The sequence below is a fragment of the Lysobacter sp. Soil_C_15 genome, from assembly GCF_057657315.1.
The window spans coordinates 178,703-198,554 of sequence record NZ_JBDGIR010000008.1 but is presented as its reverse complement, the minus strand read 5'-3'; the positions used below and the strand labels follow the sequence as shown (position 1 = coordinate 198,554).

The following is a 19,852-nucleotide window of genomic DNA, read 5'->3' as shown; positions in this document are numbered from 1 at the left end:
ACGGCGGGGCGGAGGAGGGGCATTGTGAGGCATGTAGCGGAAATCCCGCCGCTGGCGATCGGCGTCGGCGTCGTCGCGGCGATCGCCTGGTGGGCGATCGGCGCCTGGTGGCTGCGCGCCGGCGTGACGCGCGCGTTCGGCGCGCGGCCGGCGTTCGGCGCGGTGCTGTGGACGGTGCTGTTCGGCGCGGTGGTGTGGGCGATGCTGGCCGTGACCGGCTTGATCCTTACCCACGGCAGCACGCTGGGTTCGGGCCCGCCGTTCGCGGCCCTGGCCTTCGTCCTGTCGTTGCTGGCGCTGGCCTTGGGCGTGCGCCTGTTCCTGCCCGGGCCCGACGGCGCGCGCCTGCGCTGGACGCGCGCGCTGGGGGTGTCGCTGCTGCCGGCGCTGTGGCTGTGGGGCGCGGCGCTGGCGGCGGCCCGTTACGCCGCTGCCTGAGCGGCGCTCAGTAACGCCAGCCGAGCTTGCGGTACAGCTTGGCCAGCACCCAGGCCGGGCCGATCAGCAGATAGGTCAGGTCGGTCAGGAAGCTGGGCTTCTTGCCTTCGATCTTGTGGCCGACGAACTGGGCGATCCAGGCCACCACGAACACCGCCACCGCCGTCCACAGCAGCGCGCCCAGGCCGAAGCTTTGCGCGATCCACCAGGTCAGCGCCGAGAACAGCGCGAACTGGATCAGCATGCCCAGGCCGAGCGAGCGCGAGGCGCGGTAGTAGTACAGCATCGCGCCGAACATCGCCGCCGCGGCCCAGATGCCGGGGCGGAACCAGGTGCCGGGCGCGGGGATGCACCACAGCAGGGCGATCACGCTCCATAGGATCGCCGGCACCGCGATCACGTGGATGCGCTGGTTGACGGCGTTGCGGTGATCGCCGGAATAGCTGGCGAACCAGCGGTCGATGGGGCGTTGCGATTCGGCGGCGGCGTTCATGCTCGGCTCCCGGTGAGGCGGAACGGTGCCGGCGCCGGCGGACGGGCGTCCGCGCGGCCGGCCTGGGCGGCGCTCAGTGCGCCGCAGCTTTCGAGAATAGCTGGATTACCGCCACGCCGGCGACGATCAGACCGATCCCGAGCACTGCGCCGGCATCCAGGGTCTGCTTCATGAACAGCCAGCCGATGGCGGCGATCAGGACGATGCCCACGCCCGACCAGATCGCATAGGCGACTCCGACCGGGACCGTGCGCAGGACCAGCGACAGGAAATAGAACGCGGTGCCGTAGCCGGCGGCGACGATCAGTGAGGGCACGGTGCGGGTGAAGCCGTCGGAGGCCTTGAGCGCGCTGGTGCCGACCACCTCGGCGACGATCGCGATCGCCAGGTAGAGATAACCGATGTTCATGCGATGCCCGTGCGATGGGAGGTGCGGGCAGGGTAGCGCGCATGTTCGGGCCTGTATCCGTGACCGACGGGACAGACGCAGTGTGGCGCGGATCGGCGCGGGCCGGCGCGGCGGCAGATTGGCCGCATCGCCGCCCCTGCTTGGCCGCGGACGCCCCGCGCCGCGACGTCCGCTCAAGAGGGACCGGCTCGCTCGGGCGGACTTTCGATCTGCCGGGATCTCAATCTGTCTGCCGGATCCCGCCCGAGCGAAACCTCAGTCGACAGAAATCCCGGCCAGCTTCTGCAGCGCCTCGGCGTACTTGGCGCGGGTGCGCTCGATCACCTCGGCCGGCAGGCTCGGACCCGGCGGGGTCTTGTTCCAGTCCAGCGTTTCCAGGTAGTCGCGCACGAATTGCTTGTCGTAGCTCGGCGGGCTGGTGCCGACCTGGTACTGGTCGGCCGGCCAGTAGCGCGAGGAGTCCGGGGTGAGCATCTCGTCCATCACGTAGAGGCGGCCGTCGGCGTCGGTGCCGAACTCGAACTTGGTGTCGGCCAGCAGGATGCCGCGCTGCGCCGCGTAGTCGGCGGCGTAGCGGTACAGGCGCAAGGTGGCGTCGCGCACCGCTTCTGCCAGCTCGGCGCCGACCGTGCGCACCGCGGTGTCGAAGTCGATGTTCTCGTCGTGGTCGCCGACCGCGGCCTTGGTCGAAGGGGTGAAGATCGGTTCGGGCAGCTGCTCGGCCTGGCGCAGGCCGCTGGGCAGGGCGATGCCGCTGATCCGGCCGGTGCGCTGGTAGTCCTTCCAACCGCTGCCGATCACGTAGCCGCGGGCGATGCACTCGATCGCCACCGGCTTCAGCCGCTTGGTCACCACCGCGCGCTTGGCGTACAGCGCGGCGTCCACGCCCTCGGGCAGGACCGCGGCGACGTCGATGCCGGTGAGGTGGTTGGGAATGATGTGCGCGGTCTTGCCGAACCAGAAGTTGCTGATCTGGCACAGCATCTCGCCCTTGCCCGGGATCGGATCGGGCAGGACCACGTCGAAGGCGCTGAGGCGGTCGGTGGCGACCATCAGCAGGCAGTCGCCGCCGGGGGCGGCGCCGGCCGGCAGGCGTTCGGCGGGCAGGTCGAAGACGTCGCGGACCTTGCCGCGATGGCGCAAGGGCAGGCCGGGCAGTTCGGATTGCAGCAGTGTGGTCGTCAAGGCGAAAACCCCTGATGGCGGTGCGTGGACCCCCTGCCGCCGCGGTCGCCGGAGCCCGTGAGGCTCGCGCGCGTGCGCGACAGGGCCGGGCAGTGTACGCCGGCTGGGCGCCGCGTGCAGGTAGACTGGCGTCCGGCGGCCCCGGGCGGGCCTGGACGCGGCCGCGACGGCCCGGGACGGCAGGCGCGATGCGGCGCTGGTACGGCAAATTGCTGGGTTTCTTCGCCGGCGCGGCGCTGCTGCGCGCCAATCCCTTTCTCGGCGCGGTGATCGGCCTGTTGATCGGCCACGCCTTCGATTCGGACTGGTTCCGCCTGCGCGGCGACGACCCCTATGCGGCCCTGGGCCTGACCCGCGAGGCCAGCGACGCCGAGGTCGACCAGGCCTACCGCCGCCTGATCGCCCAGTACCACCCGGACCGGGTGGTCAACGCCGCGCCCGAGCTGCGCGCGCAGGCCGAGAGCCGCGCCCGCGAGATCAACCGGGCCTACGACCGGATCAAGACCCTGCGCAAAGGCAAGAAGTGAGCGTAGAGAAGCGAGCAGTGAGCAGGGCAGCCCCGCTTTGCTCACTCCTCGCTTCTCTGCGCTGACCCCTCGCCTTTTGCGGGACAATACTCCCTCAAGTCCTCGCCGAGCCCCGCCCATGCAATCCACCGTCATCGCCCCTTCGATCCTTTCGGCCAATTTCGCCAAGCTCGGCGAAGAGGTCGACAACGTGCTCAAGGCCGGCGCGGACTGGGTGCACTTCGACGTGATGGACAATCACTACGTGCCCAACCTGACCATCGGCCCGATGGTCTGCGAGGCGTTGCGCAAGCACGGCGTGACCGCGCCGATCGACGTGCACCTGATGGTCGAGCCGGTCGACCGGATCGTGCCGGACTTCGCCAAGGCCGGCGCCAGCCTGATCAGCTTCCACCCCGAAGCCAGCGCGCATGTGCATCGCACCGTGCAGCTGATCAAGTCGCACGGTTGCCAGGCCGGGCTGGTGCTGAACCCGGCCACGCCGGTCGAGGTGCTGGACTGGGTGCTGCAGGATCTGGACCTGGTGCTGCTGATGTCGGTCAACCCCGGCTTCGGCGGGCAGAGCTTCATCCCCTCGGCGCTGGACAAGCTGCGCCGGGTGCGCGGGATGATCGACCGCAGCGGCAAGCCGATCCGGCTGGAGATCGACGGCGGGGTCAAGGCCGACAACATCGCCGAAATCGCCGCCGCCGGCGCCGACACCTTCGTCGCCGGTTCGGCGATCTTCAACGCGCCCGATTACGGCGACGTGATCGGCAAGATGAAGGCCGCGGTGGCGGGCGCGCGCGGTTGAGCGATATCCCCGGCTCGGCCGCGGCGGGGTTGGTTTCGATCGGCGACGCAGAGGCGTGACGCACTGCGCGTCCTCGGTCGCGGCTCATGAGCGCAGGAGATCCACGTGGCGCGCCGCTCCTGCAGGGAGCGGCGCGGCGTCGACCGGCGACGGCTTCGGCGGTCGCCGCGCAGGGCCCGGCCGATGCGGTAGGCGCGGGCGCGACGGCGTGGCATGGTGACGGCATCGGATAGCCTGGGGCGATGCGATGAACACCTGCGATCTGTGCGATCTCCACGAGCAACGGGTGCGCGTGCTGGAGTTGCCGCTGCGCGATTACGGCGGGCGCCTGGCCTTCGACGGCCGGGTCAGCACGATCAAGGCCTACGAGGACAATACGCTGGTGCGCGAGGCGGTGGCCGAGGACGGGCGCGGCCGGGTGCTGGTGATCGACGGCGGCGGTTCGATGCGCCGGGCGATGCTCGGCGATCTGCTCGCGGCCAAGGCGCTGGAGAACGGCTGGGCCGGGGTGCTGGTGTTCGGCGCGATCCGCGACAGCGGCGCGATCGGGGCGATGGCGCTCGGGGTCAAGGCGCTGGGCACCCATCCGCGCAAGACCGACAAGCTCGGCCAGGGGCTGCGCGACGTGCCGGTGGAGTTCGGCGGGCTGGTCATTCGCCCGGGCGAGTGGCTGTGCGCCGATCAGGACGGGGTGGTGCTGGCCGACGAGGAACTGCGCTAGCAAGCGAGGAACGAGTGCGCGCCTCACCGGTTCCTCGGCGCTCGTTCCTCTCCACTGCGCGAGATACCGGCCCGCACAACGAAAAAGACGCGGGCCTGGCGGCCCGCGTCCGGAAGATTTGGAGGCAATCCCGCCTCCGCCCGTCGTCCCTGATATGGCCTCCCATATTCCGGATCGACGATGACAAGTGTGTGACAGCCGTTGCGAATCTTGATGTTCACCGCGTCCTGAGTCGTGGCTGTTAGCCTCGCGGGACCTTGGCCCGCCCCGAATGCCCATGTCCGCACCGCGCTGGCGTCTGATCCTCAACGGCAAATCCGCCGGCGACGAAGCGCTGCGCGAGGCGGTGGCGGCCGTGCGCGAAGACGGCGTGGCGCTGGACGTGCGGGTCACCTGGGAAGGCGGCGATGCCGAGCGCTACGTCGCCGAGGCGATCGGCGACGGCGTCGACACCATCGTCGCCGCCGGCGGCGACGGCACCCTCAGCGAGGTCGCGACCACGCTCGCCCATCGCGACGAACGCGCCGCGCAACTGCCCAGCCTGGGCCTGGTGCCGCTGGGCACGGCCAACGACTTCGCCGGCGCGGCCGGCATCCCCGAAGCGCCGCGCGAGGCCCTGCAGCTGATCCGGCGCCGGCCCGCGCAGGCGATCGACCTGATCCGCCTGCAAGCGCCGGACGGCCTGCACTGGGCGGCCAACCTGGCCAGCGGCGGCTTCGGCACCCAGGTCACCGTCGAGACCGACGAAGGCCTGAAGAAAATGCTCGGCGGGCTGGCCTACCTGATCACCGGGGTCGCCAAGCTCGGCCGGATCGAGCCGCTGCGCGCGCGCCTGCACGGCGAGGGCTTCGACTGGGAAGGCGACTTCATCGCCCTGGGCCTGGGCAACGGCCGCCAGGCCGGCGGCGGCCAGGCGCTGTGCCCGGACGCGCTGATCGACGACGGCCTGCTCGACCTGACCATCGTGCCGGAGCTGTCCGGCGAAGTCGGCGCGACCGTGCGCACCCTGCTGACCGAGGGCAAGCACGCCGCGCTGGACCGGGTCGCGACCCGCGCGCGCCTGCGCCGGGTCGAGATCGACGCCGCCGAGCCGTTGACCCTCAACCTCGACGGCGAACCGGTGCAGGCGCGGCATTTCCGCGTCGACTGCGTGCCCGGACGGGTGCGCATGCACCTGCCGGCCGGGTGTCCCTTGCTGGCCGCCTCGCAGCCCGAGACGCTGCCCGGCGCGCTCGCCGGCTGACCCGTCGCGCGGCGTTCGCGAAGCGGTTACAGTGTGGCCATGAACGCCTGGGCGAACCCGCACTCCTTCTGCGCCGACGTGGGTTGGCGATGGTGGCCGTCGGCCATCGTCGCTCCTGCCCACTCGCCCATGAAGGAACCGCCGCGTGATCTCGCACGAACTCTTCCAGCAGCAAGCCGCTAACGGCTACACCCGCATTCCGGTCGTGCGCGAGGTCCTGTCCGACCTCGATACGCCGCTGTCGGTCTACCTCAAGCTCGCCGACGGCCCGCATACCTACCTGTTCGAATCGGTCGAGGGCGGCGAGCGCTTCGGCCGCTACTCGATCATCGGCCTGCCGGCGCAGCGCGTGTACGCCTTCGCCGGGCATACTCTGTTCGTCAGCGAGCACGGCGAACTGGTCGACAGCCGGGTCGTCGACGACCCCTTCGCCGAAGTCGAGCGCCTGCGCACCGAGTACCAGGTGCCGAAGATCGACGGCCTGCCGGGCTTCACCGGCGGCCTGGTCGGCTGGTTCGGCTTCGAATGCGTGCAGTACATCGAGCGCCGCCTGGCCGGCCCGCAAGCCGACGGCACGCAAAAGCCCGACGAGCTCGGCACCCCCGACATCCTGCTGATGCAGAGCGAGGAAGTCGCGGTGTTCGACAACCTCAAGGGCCGGCTGTACCTGATCGTGCACGCCGATCCGCGCGAGCCGCAGGCCTTCGCCCGCGCCAACCGCCGCCTCGACCAGCTCGTGCACCGCTTGCGCATCGGCGGCGCCAGCTATCCCGAGACGCTCGATCCGGCCGGCCTGGACGAGGGCGATTTCGTTTCCGGCTTCACCCGCGAAGGCTTCATCGAAGCGGTGGAGAAATCCAAGGAACTGATCCGCGCCGGCGACATCTTCCAGGTGGTGCTGTCGCAGCGCCTGAGCGTGCCGTTCAAGGCGCGCCCGGTCGACGTGTACCGCGCCCTGCGCGCGCTGAATCCGTCGCCGTACATGTATTTCCTCGATGTCGGCGGCACCCAGGTGGTCGGCTCCTCGCCGGAGATCCTGGTGCGCCTTCAGCACACCGACGACGGCGGGGCCGAAGTCACCGTGCGCCCGATCGCCGGCACCCGTCCGCGCGGCAAGACGATCGAGGAAGACCACGCCCTGGAAGCCGAGCTGCTGGCCGACCCCAAAGAGCGCGCCGAGCACCTGATGCTGATCGACCTCGGCCGCAACGACGTCGGCCGGGTGTCGGAGGCCGGCACGGTCGAAGTCGGCGAGCAGTTCGTGATCGAGCGCTACAGCCACGTCATGCACATCGTCAGCGAAGTCACCGGCCGCCTGCAGGACGGCCTGAGCTACGCCGACGTGCTGCGCGCGACCTTCCCGGCCGGCACGGTCAGCGGCGCGCCGAAGATCCGCGCCCTGGAAGTGATCCGCGAACTCGAGCCGGTCAAGCGCAATGTCTATTCCGGCGCGGTCGGCTACATCGGCTGGCACGGCGACGCCGACACCGCGATCGCGATCCGCACCGCGGTGATCCAGGACGGCCGCCTGCACGTGCAGGCCGGCGCCGGCATCGTCTACGACTCCGACCCGCAGAAGGAGTGGGAAGAGACGATGAACAAGGGCCGCGCGCTGTTCCGCGCCGTGGCCGAGGCGGCGCGCGGCCTGTAAGCGCCGCGCAAGCCCCTGTAGGAGCGGCGTGAGCCGCGACAGCCGCAGAGGACGAATACCCCCGAATCGGCCGAAGCGATGCGGCCCGGCCGTCGGCTGAGCCGCACCTGCGAGGTTGGCGGCTCGCCGGGCTCGCATGCATCGCTTCGACGGTCCCGGCTCACGCCGCACCTGCAAAAAGACGCGCAGCGCGGCTCGCATCGGCGGATTAAAAAAAGTTCATGCGCAGGAAAGCCCGGCGGCAGGGGCGGGGGCGCAATCTGAGCCGGCGATGGGGACACGCCCCACCGGCCCAGACTCCCAACCCCGAACTGCAAGGAGCTATCCCATGAACGTCCGCAACGCCCTGATCGCCGTCGCCATGACCGCGTTCGCCGGTTCCGCTTTCGCCGCCGCGCCGGCCCCCGGCGCCGCCGGCGCCGCGCCGGCCGCGAAGACGGTCAAGCACAGCCAGCACAAGGCCAAGAAGGCGGCCAAGCCCGGCGCCGCCGCGCCGGCGGCGCACTGAGCCTACGCCGGCCGCCGGCGGGGCTGCGGCGCGGACTCTTCCCCCGGTTCGCGTCCGCCGCTCCGCCCGCTGCGGCCGGTCCGCTTGCCCAGCCCCCCGAGCCCCACGCATCGTCGGCGTGGGCCCGATGCCCCGCCGGCCGAGCCGGCGGGGCATCGCCTTTGCGCCGCGGCGGTTTTACGTCGCGGCCGCAGACCGGCGGCGTATTCTGTCGCCGTCCCCGTTGCGCCGTCGCGAGTCCGGAGTCGGCATGCGCGTCCTGATCGTCGAAGACGACCCCCACACCGCCGGTTTCATCACCAAGGGGCTGCGCGAGGACGGCCACGCGGTCGACCATGCCGACAACGGCAAGGACGGCCTGTTCCTGGCCACCACCGAGCCGTTCGATGCGATCGTGCTCGACCGCATGCTGCCCGGGCTGGACGGCATGACCCTGCTGCAGACCCTGCGCGGGGCCGGCAACCGGGTGCCGGTGCTGCTGCTGACCGCGCTCGGCGACATCGACCATCGCGTCGAAGGCCTGCGCGCCGGCGCCGACGACTATCTGGTCAAACCCTTCGCCTATGCCGAACTGTCCGCGCGCCTGGACAGCATCGCCCGCCGCGGCCAGGCCGGCGGCAGCGAGCCGACCCGGCTGCGGGTGGCCGACCTGGAACTGGACCTGCTCAGCCGCGAGGCGCGCCGCGGCGACAAGCGCATCGAGCTGCAGCCGCGCGAATTCCGTCTGCTCGAGTACCTGATGCGCCAGGCCGAGCGCGTGGTGACCCGGACCATGCTGCTGGAGGCGGTGTGGGACTACCACTTCGACCCGCAGACCAACGTCATCGACGTGCACATCAGCCGGCTGCGGCAGAAGATCGACCAGGGCTTTCCGCGGCCTTTGCTGCACACCGTGCGCGGCGCCGGCTACCGGCTCGGCGCATGAGCCGCTGGCGGCCGTGGCCGCGTTCGACCAGCGCGCGCTTGGCGCTGGCGGTCACCGCCTCGTTCCTGCTCGCCTTCGTCCTGCTCGGCGCCGGCGTGCACTACGCGGTGTCGGCGCTGCTGACCCAGGACGCGCGCGAACTGGTCCGGGTCGACGCCGCCGGCCTGGTCGAGCTGTACCGCGACGACGGCCGCGCTGCGCTGCTGAGCGAACTGCGCGAGCGCATCGCCAGCGACGAAGATCCCGACGCGGTCTACGCCCTGAGCGCGCACGACGGGCGGATGATCGTCGGCGACTATCCGCGCCTGCCGACCCATCGGCGCGGCGCGCGTTGGATCGAATTCGCCGAGCCGGGCGGCGACGGCAAGCTGCGCGTGGTCGCGCAGCTGCAGCGCCTGCCCGACGGCAGCACCTTGCTGACCGGCACCCGCACCCGCAGCCAGGACCGGTTCCTGGCGCTGATGCTGCGCACCGCGCTGGTGGCGCTGTTGGTCGCGGCCAGCCTGGGCGCCCTGGTCGGCTGGCTGACCTCGCGCTGGGTCTCGCGCCGGCTGCGCCATCTCGACGACACCGCCGAGCGGGTCGGCCGCGGCGAGCTCGCGTTGCGCGCCACCCCGGACGGCAGCGACGACGCCTTCGACCGGCTCGCGCGCCGCTTCAACGCCATGCTCGACCGGATCGAGGACCTGCTCGGCGGCGTGCGCCATGCCACCGACCACATCGCCCACGACCTGCGCACGCCGCTGACCCGGCTGCGCAACCGCCTGGAAGAACTGCGCACGCGCGCCGACGGCGATACCGGCGCGCGCCTGGACGCGGCCATCGCCGAGACCGATCAATTGCTGCAGTCGTTCGGCGCGCTGCTGCGGCTGGCGCGGATCGAGGCGCAGCCGCCGGTCCACGACGAGCCGGCGCTGGACCTGGCCGCGCTGGCCGCCGATGCGGTCGAGCTGTACACGCCGATCGCCGCCGAGCGCGGCATCGCGCTGCGCATCGCCGCGACGGCAAAAGCGCGGGTGCGCGGCGACGCCGACCAGTTGTTCCAGCTGCTGGTCAACCTGCTCGACAACGCGGTCAAGTACGCGCCGCCGGCGAGCGAGGTCGAGGTCGCGCTGCGCCGCGAGCGCGACGAGACCGTGCTGGAGATCGGCGACCGCGGCCCGGGCATCCCGGCCGCCGACCGCGAGCGGGTGTTCGACCGCTTCCAGCGCCTGGAGGCGCATCGCGGCTCGCCCGGCATCGGCCTGGGCATGAGCCTGGTGCGGGCGATCGCGCACCGCCACGGCGGCCGCATCGCGTTGTTGGACCAGGCGCCGGGGTTGCGGGTGCGGGTGAGTCTGGCGAGCGCGGATTGAGACCGTGGTGCCGCGGGCGGCCCGGTCGGCCCCGTACGGTCGGGCCGGCGCGGGATGGGCCTCTCGCGCAGACCCGAGCCTAGCGGTTAAAGTAGGGCCATGATCGTTCGCGCAATTCCGCAGAAATCCGCAGGGGCCGGCCTGGGCTGGCGATGGTGGCGTGCCGCCTTCGTCCCCGCTTTGCCGCCCTCCGAGGATCCGCTGCGTGACCCCGCCTACGACCCCCGTCCTGCCGGACGCTGATTCCCCCCGCCGCGCCTGCGCGCGCCGCCCCGCCGGTCCTGCGCCGGCCGGAGCCTGCATCGCTTCCCGTAATCCCCGTCTCCACCGGCCCTCGCGCCGGTGCGGGCGTGCGCCGGCGTCCGCGCCCGCACGCGGCCGCGCCGCGTCGCAGCCGACGCAACCCGACGCCGGCATCCTGGCCGGTCCGCACCCCGGCAACCTCCGCATTCGAGGCGCGTCATGTCCGTCCTGATGATCGACAACTACGACAGCTTTACCTACAACCTCGTCCAGTACCTGCAGGCGCTGGGCGCGCCGGTGCAGGTGATCCGCAACGACGAGCTGTCGGTGGACGAGATCGAGCGCCTGGCGCCGGAGCGGATCGTGATCTCGCCCGGTCCGTGCACGCCGGACCAGGCCGGGGTCTCGCTGGAGGTGATCCGCCGGCTCGGCGCGACCACCCCGATCCTGGGCGTGTGCCTGGGCCACCAGAGCCTGGGCCAGGCCTACGGCGGCCAGGTGATCCGGGCCAAGCGGATCATGCACGGCAAGACGTCGCCGATCCGGCACCAGGGCCGGGGCGTGTTCGCCGGCCTGCCGGACGGCTACGAGGCGACCCGCTACCACTCGCTGGTGGTCGAGCGCGACAGCCTGCCGGACTGCCTGGAGGTCACCGCCTGGACCGAGTTCGACGACGGCGGCTTCGAGGAGATCATGGGCCTGCGCCACCGCGAGCATCCGGTCGAGGGCGTGCAGTTCCACCCCGAGTCGATCAAGACCGAGCACGGCCACGCCCTGCTGCGCAACTTCCTGCAGCGATGAGCGCGCGGCTGCGGTGTTCGCTGCGCGACCTGCGCCACGGACGCGGCCGGCGGCGATGGCGAGGCTGATCCCGCCCCGCAGCGCCGAGCCCGTCCCGTCCATCCATCAGGCCCCGATCCCATGCCCCTGACCCCGCAAGAAGCCCTGCAGCGCACCATCGAGCACCGCGAAATCTTCCACGACGAAATGGTCGAGCTGATGCGCACGATCATGCGCGGCGAAGTCTCGTCGACCATGACCGCAGCGATCCTGACTGGCCTGCGGGTGAAGAAGGAAACCGTCGGCGAGATCGCCGGCGCGGCCACCGTGCTGCGCGAGTTCGCCCGCCCGGTCGAGGTCGCCGACCGCAGCCACCTGGTCGATATCGTCGGCACCGGCGGCGACGGCGCGCACACCTTCAACATTTCCACCGCCAGCATGTTCGTGGTCGCCGCGGCCGGGGCCAAGGTCGCCAAGCACGGCAACCGCAGCGTCTCGTCCAAGTCCGGCAGCGCCGACGTGCTCGAGGCGCTGGGCGCGGCGATCGAGCTGCAGCCCGAGCAGGTCGGGCAGTGCATCGAACGCGCCGGGATCGGCTTCATGTTCGCCCCGGTGCACCACCCGGCGATGAAGGTGGTGGCGCCGGTGCGGCGCGAGATGGGCGTGCGCACCCTGTTCAACATTCTCGGCCCGCTGACCAATCCGGCCGGCGCGCCGAGCATCCTGATGGGCGTGTTCCACCCCGACCTGGTCGGCATCCAGGTGCGCGTGCTGCAGGAGATGGGCGCGCAGCGCGCGCTGGTGGTGTGGGGCCGCGACGGCATGGACGAGCTCTCGCTCGGCGCCGGCACCCTGGTCGGCGAACTGCGCGACGGGCAGGTGCGCGAGTACGAAGTGCACCCGGAGGATTTCGGCATCGCCATGGCCGCCAGCCGCAACCTGCGCGTGGCCGACGCGGCCGAGTCCAGGGTGCTGCTGCTGCAGGCGCTGGAGAACCGCGACGGCCTGCCGCGCGAGATCGTCGCGCTGAACTCCGGCGCGGCGCTGTACGCGGCCGGCAAGAGCGAGAGCATCGCCGAAGGCATCGTCCTGGCGCGCCAGGCGATCGCCTCGGGCGCGGCGCGGGCCAAGCTGGACGAGTTCGTGGCGCTGACTCGGGAGTTGGCGGGGGCGTGATGCTTCGAGCCAAAAGCAAATCCCCCCTAACCCCCCTTTTTCAAAGGGGGGAACCGTTGCGTCGCAACGGGGGATGCGTCGCGCAAGCGCCGCATCGCGCAAGCGCCGCCTCGCTCAAGTCGCCGCCTTTGCCGCTCCCCCCTTTGCAAAAGGGGGGCAGGGGGGATTTGCCCTTGCCTTCGCTTTACCCCTGAACTCCCAGGAGCCAGCATGAGCGCCAGCTTCGCCAAACTGCCCAGCCCGCCGTACTACGCGGTGATCTTCAGCTCGCAGCGCAACGGCGAGGACGACCCCGGCTACGGCCAGGCCGCGCAGCGCATGGTCGAACTGGCCGCGCGGCAGCCGGGCTTCCTCGGCGTCGAGTCGGTGCGCGGCGACGACGGCTACGGCATCACCGTAAGCTATTGGGCCGACGAGGCGGCCATCGCGGCCTGGAAGCGCCAGGCCGAGCACGCCGCCACCCGCGCCTACGGGCGCGAGCATTGGTACGACCATTTCGAATTGCGCGTGGCCAAGGTCGAGCGCGCGTACGGGAGCAAGAGCAGGGCATGAGCGACATCCTCAACACCATCCTGGCGCGCAAGCGCGAAGAGATCGAACAGCGCAGCCGGGTGCGTCCGCTGGTCGACGTGCGCGCGCGGGCGCAGGCGATGCAGCTGCCGACCCGCGGCTTCGTCGATGCGATCAAGCGCAAGCACGCCGATGGCGCGGCCGCGGTGATCGCCGAGGTCAAGAAGGCCAGCCCGTCCAAGGGCCTGATCCGCGCCGACTTCAAGCCGGCCGAAATCGCCCGCAGCTACGAAGCCGGCGGCGCGGCCTGCCTGTCGGTGCTGACCGACGTCGATTTCTTCCAAGGCAGCAACGCCTACCTCGGCGAGGCGCGCGAAGCCTGCGCGCTGCCGGTGCTGCGCAAGGATTTCACCATCGACCCGTACCAGATCTACGAGGCGCGGCTGATCGGCGCCGACGCGATCCTGCTGATCGTCGCCGCGCTCGAGGACGGGCCGATGATCGAGATGGCCGGGCTGGCGATGGAGCTGGGCATGGACGTGCTGGTGGAAGTGCACGACATCGACGAACTCGAACGCGCGCTGCAGACCGACTGCGAGCTGATCGGGGTCAACAACCGCAACCTGCGCACCTTCCAGGTCTCGCTCGACACCAGCCTGGAGCTGCGCGGCGCGGTGCCGCCGGACCGCACCCTGGTCACCGAAAGCGGCATCGCCACCCCGGCCGACGTCGCGCGCATGCGCGCGGCCGGCATCGAGACCTTCCTGGTCGGCGAAAGCTTCATGCGCGAACGCGACCCGGGCGCGGCGCTGCAGCGGCTGTTCGCGGCGTGAGCGCGGTCCGGCCCGCGCACTTTCCGCCGGTGCGCGAGGGCGCGCCGCTGGTGGTGTTCGACTTCGACCACACCCTCTACGACGGCGATTCCGGCAGCCACCTGTTCGCCTGGCTGATCAAGCGCTCGTGGTGGCGGATGCTGCTGGCGCTGATGATCGCGCCGGTGGCCGGGCCGATGGTGGCCTGGCTGCCGACCCGGCGGCGCGGCATCTCCGCCTTCGTCTGGATCGGCACGGTCGGCCTGAGCCGGGTGCGCAGCCTGGACGCGATGATCGACCGCTACGTGGCCCTGCACACCGAGCAGATACGCGCGCGGCTGCTGCCGATCGCCCTGGACGTGCTGCACCGGCACCGGGTGCGGGGCGACCGGGTGGTGGTCGCGACCGGCGCGCCGCCGGAGCTGGCGCGGGCGATCCTGGCCTTCGTCGCCCACGAGGACGTGCCGGTGGTCGGGACGTTGGTCGGCCCGCGCCTGGGCGCGTTGGCCGCGCGCCGCCACTGCCATTCGGAAATGAAGATGACCATGCTGCGCGAGGTCGGGTTCGACGCCCCGGTCGAGATCGCTTACTCCGACAGCAGCGCCGACCTGCCGCTGCTGAAGGCGGCGCGCGCGCCGGTGGTGGTCAATCCCAAGCCCGGACGGGTCGAGATGTTCCGCCGGGTGTTGCCGCCGGGCACGCCGATCCTCAATTGGGGCTGCCCCGACCGCGCCGGCGATCCGGCCGGCCCTGTGCAGATCTGAGCCGGACTCAAGAAGAAATCGACCGCGCCAGCGCGCGCATAATGGGGCGGAAAGCCTGTTCAGCCTTCCAGGCGGCGCCGAGGGGCTTTGCCGGATCGGTCGATCCGTGGGCTCTGGGGCGGAGCTGGGGGCGTTTCGATAAGCGCCGTCTATCGCCGGTCAATCGCCGAGGGTTTTGACGAACTTCACCGAGCCGTCGGCATAGCCGCAGCGGCGATAGAACTCGTGGGCCTCCAGGCGGCCTTCGTTGCTGGTCACTTCGATCCGGCTGACCCCGTCGCGGCGGGCGCGGCGCTCGACCTCGCGCAGCAGCCGCCGGCCGATGCCCTGGCGATAGCAGGAGCGGGCCACCACCAGCGCGGTGATCCGGGTCAGGTCGGCGCCGTGGGTCAGCGAATAGCGGGTGTGGCTGGCGATCAGGCCGCAGGCGTGGCCGTCGAGTTCGGCCAGCAGCAGGGTATGGCGCGGGTCTTCGCGCAGCACGGCGATGCGCTCGGCGGCTTCATCGCGGGTGCAGGGGTAGCCGAGCTGGCTCAGCAGCTCGGCCACGTCGCTGGCGTCGCCCAGTTCCGCGAGCCGCACCCGGGGTGCGGTCTCGGCGGACGATGCGACTCGTCCCATCGGGACTTAGCGGGTCCCGTACAGGACGACCGTCTTGCCGCGGGCGTGGAGCTTGCCGTCGGCCTGCAGCTTCTTCAGCACGCGGCCGGCCATTTCGCGCGAGCAGCCGACCAGGCGCGACAGCTCCTGGCGGGACACGCGCAACTGGGTGCCCTGCGGGTGGCTCATGGCCTCGGGTTCCTTGGCCAGGTCGTGCAGGGCGCGCACGATGCGGTCGGTCACGTCGAGGAAGGCCAGGCGGCCGGCCTTGCGGCTGGTATCGAGCAGGCGCCGGGAAATCTGCGCGCCGATCGCGTACAGCAGCTTGGGCGCGTCCAGCGACAGCCGGGTCAGCAGCAGGTCGTAGAGGCGCTCGTGGCCGATCTCGGCGAGCTCGCAGGTGCTGCGGGTCCGCAGGATCACCTCGCGGTGGTCGCTCTCGATGAACAGGCCGAGTTCGCCCACGAATTCGCCCTGGCCGAAATAGCCCAGGACCAGTTCGCGGCCGTCCTCTTCTTCGGTGATGATGCTGACCGAGCCGGAGACGACGTAATAGAGGGTGCTGGCCGGGTCGCCGGGGCGGAACACGTCCGTACGGGACGGGTAGCGGCGGCGATGGCAGTGGGCCAGGAAACGTTCGATCGTTGCGCCGTCAGGCAACAACGGGCTGTTGGTTCGGCGCAGTGCGGTCAAGGGAGCTACCGGGTTGGCGGACATTGGGAATGGGCTTCGTCTGTCGGCCGAGCTTAGGGCGATCCGGCCGCTGGGGCAAATCCTGCCCCTGAAAATCCCGGTCCGATAGAGAGCGATGATGGAAGCGCAGAAGCGGTCACGCTTTTGTAATCGACCGCGCCCAAAAACGCGGTGCGTTTCCCCCCGGGGCCAATTGCCTCATAATCGCGGCCCTCGCCGTCCGTCCGGATCCTCCTACAGTGGTCAAGCCGTTGCCGCGCCTGCGGTTGCAGGGTTTCAACAACCTCACCAAGGCCCTCTCGTTCAATATCTACGATGTCTGCTTCGCCGCCTCGGAAGACGAGCGCAGGCGCTATATCGAATACATCGACGAGGCGTACAACGCCGACCGCCTCACCCAGATCCTGACGGATGTGGCGGAAATCATCGGCGCGAACATCCTCAACATCGCCCGCCAGGACTACGACCCGCAGGGCGCGTCGGTCACCATCCTCATTTCCGAGGAACCGGTGATCGACAAGAAGGCGGCCGGCAAGGAGATCATCTCCGACGCCGTGGTCGCGCACATGGACAAGTCGCACATCACCGTGCACACCTATCCGGAAACCCATCCGGACAGCGGCATCGCGACTTTCCGCGCCGACATCGACGTCGCCACCTGCGGGGTGATTTCGCCGCTGAAGGCGCTGAATTACCTGATCGAGAGCTTCGAATCCGACATCGTGGTGATGGATTACCGGGTGCGCGGTTTCACTCGCGACATCAAGGGCAAGAAGCACTACATCGACCACAAGATCAATTCGATCCAGGATTATCTGGCCAAGAACATCAAGTCGCGCTACGAGATGCTCGACGTGAACGTCTATCAGGAAAACATCTTCCACACCAAGATGCACCTGAAGGAGTTCGACCTCGACACCTATCTGTTCGAGGAAAAGGCCAAGAACCTGTCGTTCAAGGAACGGATGAAGATCGAGGCGCGCCTGCGCCGCGAGATCGAAGAGCTCTACCACGGCCGCAACCTGGCCGATTGAGGCTCGGGTTCGGGACTCGGGACTCGGGACTCGCTGTTGCGGCCGGGTCCGGTGGATCCGCGTTGCAGGAAAGGGCCGGCGCAAGCCGGCCTTTTTCGTTGCCTGGCGCCTCGCTTGGGGCGGGCGCGGACGGGGGCAGCGGGGAGAGTCTGCGAGGCCGGCCGCCGCTGCGGCTTTGCTCCCTCTCCCGCTTGCGGGAGAGGGCCGGGGCGAGGGCAGGCGCAGGCCGCTGCCGCGTCTACGGCTTCAGCTTGATCCTCCAGCGCGAGCGGAAGGGGCGCCCCAGCCGTCGCCGGCGTCGTCCGGCCCCGCTGCGCTCAGATCTTGTAGGCGACCGCCTTCATCAGCTTCGACGCCGCCGCCATCAGCGCCGGCACCGGCATCGGCAGGATGCGCGCGCCGGCGGCTTCGGCGTTCTCGGCGTGGCGGGCCTCGTCGGCCTTCATGGTGCGCAGGATCGCCCGGCTGCGCTGGTCGGCTTCGGGCAGCGATTGCAAGTGTTCGTCGATGTGGGCCTCGACCTGGCGCTCGGTCTCGACCACGAAGCCCAGGTTCCAGCCGTCGCCGCGCAGGCCGGCGAGGGCGCCGATGGCGAAGCTGCCGGCGTACCACAGCGGATTGAGCAGGCTGGGGCGGCTGTCGAGCTCGCGCAGGCGGTCGGCGCACCAGGCCAGGTGATCGGTTTCTTCCTGCGCGGCGTGCAGCAGGTGCTCGCGGGTGGTCTGGTCGCGGGCGACCGCGGCCTGGCCGCAGTACAGCGCCTGGGCGCAAACCTCGCCGACGTGGTTGATCCGCATCAGCCCGGCCGAATGGCGGCGCTCGTCCGCTTCCAGCACCAGCTCGGCGGTGCTGCCGGCGGGGTTGGGGCGCTCGGCCGCGGGCGCGCCGAACACGGTGTCCAGGGCGCGCTGCGCTTCGGCCAGCGCGCGGTCCAGGGGGCTGAGGCTGCGAGTCATCATGGGCCGATTCTACGGCGCGCGCGGAAGGGTTGCGGGTCAGAAGGGTGGACAAATCGTCCGGGACGCGGTGCGGCCCGCTCGTTGTTCCGGCGTAGCGGCTATTCGAAGCGCCGCCCTGGTGAAGTCCCAGGTAGTGGCCACGCCGAAACGAGGCCGAGCCCGCCTGTGCGGGAACGGCGGCGGGAGAAGGTTTCGGCGCGCGCTCCCAAACCGTCATCCCCGCGAAAGCGGGGATCCAGAGACGTCAGCCCCCTGCCGCAGCCTGACCGCCTCATCGCCTACGCCGGCGGGTCCTGCTCCAGGCGATCGGCCAAAAACTCCAGCGGATGCCGCACCGGCAACGCGGTGCCGCCGGCCAGGTGCAGGCGGCAGCCGATATTGGCGCTGAGCAGGACCGTCGCACCGCTGCTCGCGAACTGCTCCAGCAGCGGCGCGCGGAAGTCGGCGGCGCGCGCCGGGTCGGTCAGCATCTGGCTGCCGGAGGCGCCGCAGCAGCCGTAGCCGGCGTCGAGTTCGACCACCTGCAGTTGCGGCACCCGCGCCAGCAGGCGGCGCAGTGCCGGCGCCGAACGCGACAGGTTGCGCTGGCTGCAGGGCAGGTGCAGGGCCACGCGCTGTGCGGTCGGGCGGAAGCGCAGGCGCTCGCCGCGCTCGGCCAGCACCTCCAGCGCGTCGCGGACGCCGGTCGCCGATCGCGCCACCGACTCGTGGCAGCCGCTGGCCAGGGTCAGCACGGTGGCGTGGCCGGCGAAGGCGGTGCGATTGGCCGCGGCCAGCGCGGCCGCCCCGGCCGGGTCGCCGGCATGGGCGTGCAGGGCGCCGCAGCAGCCCTGTCCCGCGGGCGTGTCCAAGGCCAGGCCCGCGGCCCCCGCCAGGCGCGCCAAAGCCTCGCGCAGCGGCCGCTCATAGGCCCCCGCGACGCAGCCTACGAACACCGCGGCGCGGGCCTCGGGCGCCCGCGCAGGCGCGCCGGGCGCGGTCCTGGACCGTGCCGGCGGCTGCGGCAGCGGCCGCCAGGCGGCCGGCAGGGCGGGGTGCACCAGGCGATACAGGCCCAGGGCGGCGCCGAGCAGGCGCGGCCGCCGAGCCAACGCCTCGATCAGGCGCTGCCGCCACGGCGGCGGCCGGCGTTGGCGCTGGCGGCTGCGTGCGGCGACCAGCAGGGCGCCGTAGTCGACCCCGGCCGGACACACCGCCTCGCAGCTGCGGCAGCCCAGGCAGTGGTCCAGGTGGGCGTCGGCGACCCCGGTCGGGGGGATGGCGGCCAGGGCCAGGGCCCGCGCCAGGGCGATCCGGCCGCGCGGAGACTCGGCCTCGAGCCGGTCGCGGCCGTAGGTCGGGCAGGCCGGCAGGCACAGCCCGCATTGCACGCAGCGGTCGGCCAGGGCGACCAGCGGCAACGGGTCCGGGGTCGGCGGGCGGGCGGCGGGCATCGGCGAATGCTAGCACCGGGCCGGGCCGACTTGCGGCGGCCGGGCGGGACCGCTATGATCTCGCCTCTTTCGCTCCACCTTTCCAACGCGAGGCGAAATTCCGCCCGCCCAGGCCACGCGGCCGGCGTCCGGAATCAGCCCGACCAGTCACCCACAGCAGAATTCTCAATGAAGACTTTTACCGCCAAGAACGAGACCGTCCAGCGCGACTGGTACGTCGTCGACGCGTCGGGCAAGACGCTCGGCCGCTTGTGCTCGGAACTCGCGCGCCGTCTGCGCGGCAAGCACAAGCCTGTCTACACCCCGCACGTGGATACCGGCGATTACCTGGTGGTGATCAACGCCGAGAAGATCGCGGTCACCGGCAACAAGCTGCAGGACAAGATGTACCACCGTTTCACCGGTTACATCGGCAACCTGAAGAGCGAAACCCTGGGCCAGGCGCTGGAGCGCCACCCGGAGCGCGTGATCGAGATCGGCGTGAAGGGCATGCTGCCGAAGAACCCGCTGGGCCGCGCCATGTATCGCAAGCTCAAGGTCTACAAGGGCTCCGAGCATCCGCACGCCGCCCAGCAGCCGCAGCCGTTGGACATCTAAGGT

The 19,852-nt window shown here is 70.9% G+C and carries 23 protein-coding genes; 16 read left to right on the top strand and 7 right to left on the bottom strand.

Annotation, left to right across the window (positions count from 1 at the left end):
- Positions 1-24 precede the first annotated feature (24 nt).
- A complete protein-coding gene (locus AC3A57_RS18415; RefSeq protein ID WP_487580244.1) occupies positions 25-438 on the top strand; it encodes a hypothetical protein in 414 nt (137 codons plus the stop codon).
- A 7-nt stretch (positions 439-445) separates the two neighbouring features.
- Here AC3A57_RS18415 and AC3A57_RS18410 read toward each other — a convergent pair whose 3' ends face one another.
- The 3 genes from AC3A57_RS18410 to AC3A57_RS18400 all read right to left on the bottom strand — a co-directional run bounded on the left by AC3A57_RS18410 (position 446) and on the right by AC3A57_RS18400 (position 2,525).
- Complete coding sequence (locus tag AC3A57_RS18410) at positions 446-931, bottom strand: Mpo1 family 2-hydroxy fatty acid dioxygenase (RefSeq protein ID WP_487580243.1); 486 nt, start codon at positions 929-931, stop codon at positions 446-448.
- A 73-nt stretch (positions 932-1,004) separates the two neighbouring features.
- The gene (locus AC3A57_RS18405; RefSeq protein ID WP_487580242.1) at positions 1,005-1,340 is read right to left on the bottom strand and encodes a DMT family transporter; all 336 of its coding nucleotides are present in this window, start codon (positions 1,338-1,340) and stop codon (positions 1,005-1,007) included.
- A gap of 255 nt (positions 1,341-1,595) precedes the next feature.
- A complete protein-coding gene (locus AC3A57_RS18400) occupies positions 1,596-2,525 on the bottom strand; it encodes a phosphoribosylaminoimidazolesuccinocarboxamide synthase (RefSeq protein WP_487580241.1) in 930 nt (309 codons plus the stop codon).
- Between the two features lie 188 nt (positions 2,526-2,713).
- Here AC3A57_RS18400 and AC3A57_RS18395 point away from each other — a divergent pair, with 188 nt between their 5' ends.
- The 13 genes from AC3A57_RS18395 to AC3A57_RS18335 all read left to right on the top strand — a co-directional run bounded on the left by AC3A57_RS18395 (position 2,714) and on the right by AC3A57_RS18335 (position 14,533).
- The gene (locus AC3A57_RS18395; protein ID WP_487580240.1) at positions 2,714-3,052 is read left to right on the top strand and encodes a J domain-containing protein; all 339 of its coding nucleotides are present in this window, start codon (positions 2,714-2,716) and stop codon (positions 3,050-3,052) included.
- 118 nt (positions 3,053-3,170) lie between these two features.
- Positions 3,171-3,845: a ribulose-phosphate 3-epimerase gene (rpe, locus tag AC3A57_RS18390; RefSeq protein ID WP_487580239.1), complete on the top strand. Its 675-nt coding sequence runs from the start codon at positions 3,171-3,173 to the stop codon at positions 3,843-3,845.
- 247 nt (positions 3,846-4,092) lie between these two features.
- Positions 4,093-4,566: a ribonuclease E activity regulator RraA gene (gene rraA, locus AC3A57_RS18385; RefSeq protein ID WP_487580238.1), complete on the top strand. Its 474-nt coding sequence runs from the start codon at positions 4,093-4,095 to the stop codon at positions 4,564-4,566.
- 277 nt (positions 4,567-4,843) lie between these two features.
- Complete coding sequence (yegS, locus tag AC3A57_RS18380) at positions 4,844-5,809, top strand: lipid kinase YegS (protein ID WP_487580237.1); 966 nt, start codon at positions 4,844-4,846, stop codon at positions 5,807-5,809.
- Positions 5,810-5,954: 145 nt separating this feature from the next.
- On the top strand, positions 5,955-7,460 hold the full coding sequence (gene trpE, locus AC3A57_RS18375; protein WP_487580236.1) for an anthranilate synthase component I: 1,506 nt from the start codon (positions 5,955-5,957) through the stop codon (positions 7,458-7,460).
- Between the two features lie 328 nt (positions 7,461-7,788).
- Positions 7,789-7,968, top strand: coding sequence for a hypothetical protein (locus AC3A57_RS18370; protein WP_487580235.1), 180 nt, complete (start codon positions 7,789-7,791; stop codon positions 7,966-7,968).
- Positions 7,969-8,218: 250 nt separating this feature from the next.
- A complete protein-coding gene (locus AC3A57_RS18365; protein ID WP_487580234.1) occupies positions 8,219-8,893 on the top strand; it encodes a winged helix-turn-helix domain-containing protein in 675 nt (224 codons plus the stop codon).
- Positions 8,890-10,248, top strand: a complete 1,359-nt coding sequence (locus AC3A57_RS18360; RefSeq protein WP_487580233.1) for a sensor histidine kinase — start codon at positions 8,890-8,892, stop codon at positions 10,246-10,248. Before AC3A57_RS18365 ends, AC3A57_RS18360 begins: the two co-directional genes overlap by 4 nt.
- Before the next feature lie 462 nt (positions 10,249-10,710).
- On the top strand, positions 10,711-11,292 hold the full coding sequence (locus tag AC3A57_RS18355) for an anthranilate synthase component II (RefSeq protein ID WP_487580232.1): 582 nt from the start codon (positions 10,711-10,713) through the stop codon (positions 11,290-11,292).
- A 120-nt stretch (positions 11,293-11,412) separates the two neighbouring features.
- Positions 11,413-12,447 (top strand): anthranilate phosphoribosyltransferase, encoded by a 1,035-nt coding sequence (gene trpD, locus AC3A57_RS18350; protein ID WP_487580231.1) that lies wholly within the window; start codon positions 11,413-11,415, stop codon positions 12,445-12,447.
- A gap of 210 nt (positions 12,448-12,657) precedes the next feature.
- Positions 12,658-12,999 (top strand): antibiotic biosynthesis monooxygenase family protein, encoded by a 342-nt coding sequence (locus tag AC3A57_RS18345; protein WP_487580230.1) that lies wholly within the window; start codon positions 12,658-12,660, stop codon positions 12,997-12,999.
- A complete protein-coding gene (gene trpC, locus AC3A57_RS18340) occupies positions 12,996-13,790 on the top strand; it encodes an indole-3-glycerol phosphate synthase TrpC (protein ID WP_487580229.1) in 795 nt (264 codons plus the stop codon). Before AC3A57_RS18345 ends, trpC begins: the two co-directional genes overlap by 4 nt.
- Entirely contained in the window at positions 13,787-14,533 is a 747-nt protein-coding gene (locus AC3A57_RS18335; protein WP_487580228.1) for a haloacid dehalogenase-like hydrolase, read from the top strand. Before trpC ends, AC3A57_RS18335 begins: the two co-directional genes overlap by 4 nt.
- Positions 14,534-14,692: 159 nt before the next feature.
- Here the strand turns inward: AC3A57_RS18335 and AC3A57_RS18330 are convergent, their stop codons facing one another.
- Both AC3A57_RS18330 and crp read right to left on the bottom strand, forming a co-directional pair.
- Positions 14,693-15,154, bottom strand: a complete 462-nt coding sequence (locus AC3A57_RS18330) for a global regulator CLP-associated N-acetyltransferase (protein ID WP_487580227.1) — start codon at positions 15,152-15,154, stop codon at positions 14,693-14,695.
- A gap of 6 nt (positions 15,155-15,160) precedes the next feature.
- The gene (gene crp, locus AC3A57_RS18325; protein ID WP_064747204.1) at positions 15,161-15,826 is read right to left on the bottom strand and encodes a cAMP-activated global transcriptional regulator CRP; all 666 of its coding nucleotides are present in this window, start codon (positions 15,824-15,826) and stop codon (positions 15,161-15,163) included.
- Positions 15,827-16,065: 239 nt separating this feature from the next.
- On the opposite strand from crp, the gene speD reads away from it, so the two are divergent.
- Positions 16,066-16,860 carry an adenosylmethionine decarboxylase gene (gene speD, locus AC3A57_RS18320; protein ID WP_064747203.1) on the top strand — a complete coding sequence of 265 codons (795 nt, stop codon included), beginning with the start codon at positions 16,066-16,068 and terminating at the stop codon, positions 16,858-16,860.
- Between the two features lie 317 nt (positions 16,861-17,177).
- On the opposite strand, the gene coq7 is transcribed toward speD, so the two are convergent.
- Both coq7 and AC3A57_RS18310 read right to left on the bottom strand, forming a co-directional pair.
- The gene (gene coq7, locus AC3A57_RS18315; RefSeq protein WP_487580226.1) at positions 17,178-17,819 is read right to left on the bottom strand and encodes a 2-polyprenyl-3-methyl-6-methoxy-1,4-benzoquinone monooxygenase; all 642 of its coding nucleotides are present in this window, start codon (positions 17,817-17,819) and stop codon (positions 17,178-17,180) included.
- A 278-nt stretch (positions 17,820-18,097) separates the two neighbouring features.
- Positions 18,098-19,252: a (Fe-S)-binding protein gene (locus AC3A57_RS18310; protein WP_487580225.1), complete on the bottom strand. Its 1,155-nt coding sequence runs from the start codon at positions 19,250-19,252 to the stop codon at positions 18,098-18,100.
- A 168-nt stretch (positions 19,253-19,420) separates the two neighbouring features.
- On the opposite strand from AC3A57_RS18310, the gene rplM reads away from it, so the two are divergent.
- Complete coding sequence (gene rplM / locus AC3A57_RS18305) at positions 19,421-19,849, top strand: 50S ribosomal protein L13 (protein ID WP_064749136.1); 429 nt, start codon at positions 19,421-19,423, stop codon at positions 19,847-19,849.
- Positions 19,850-19,852 lie beyond the last annotated feature (3 nt).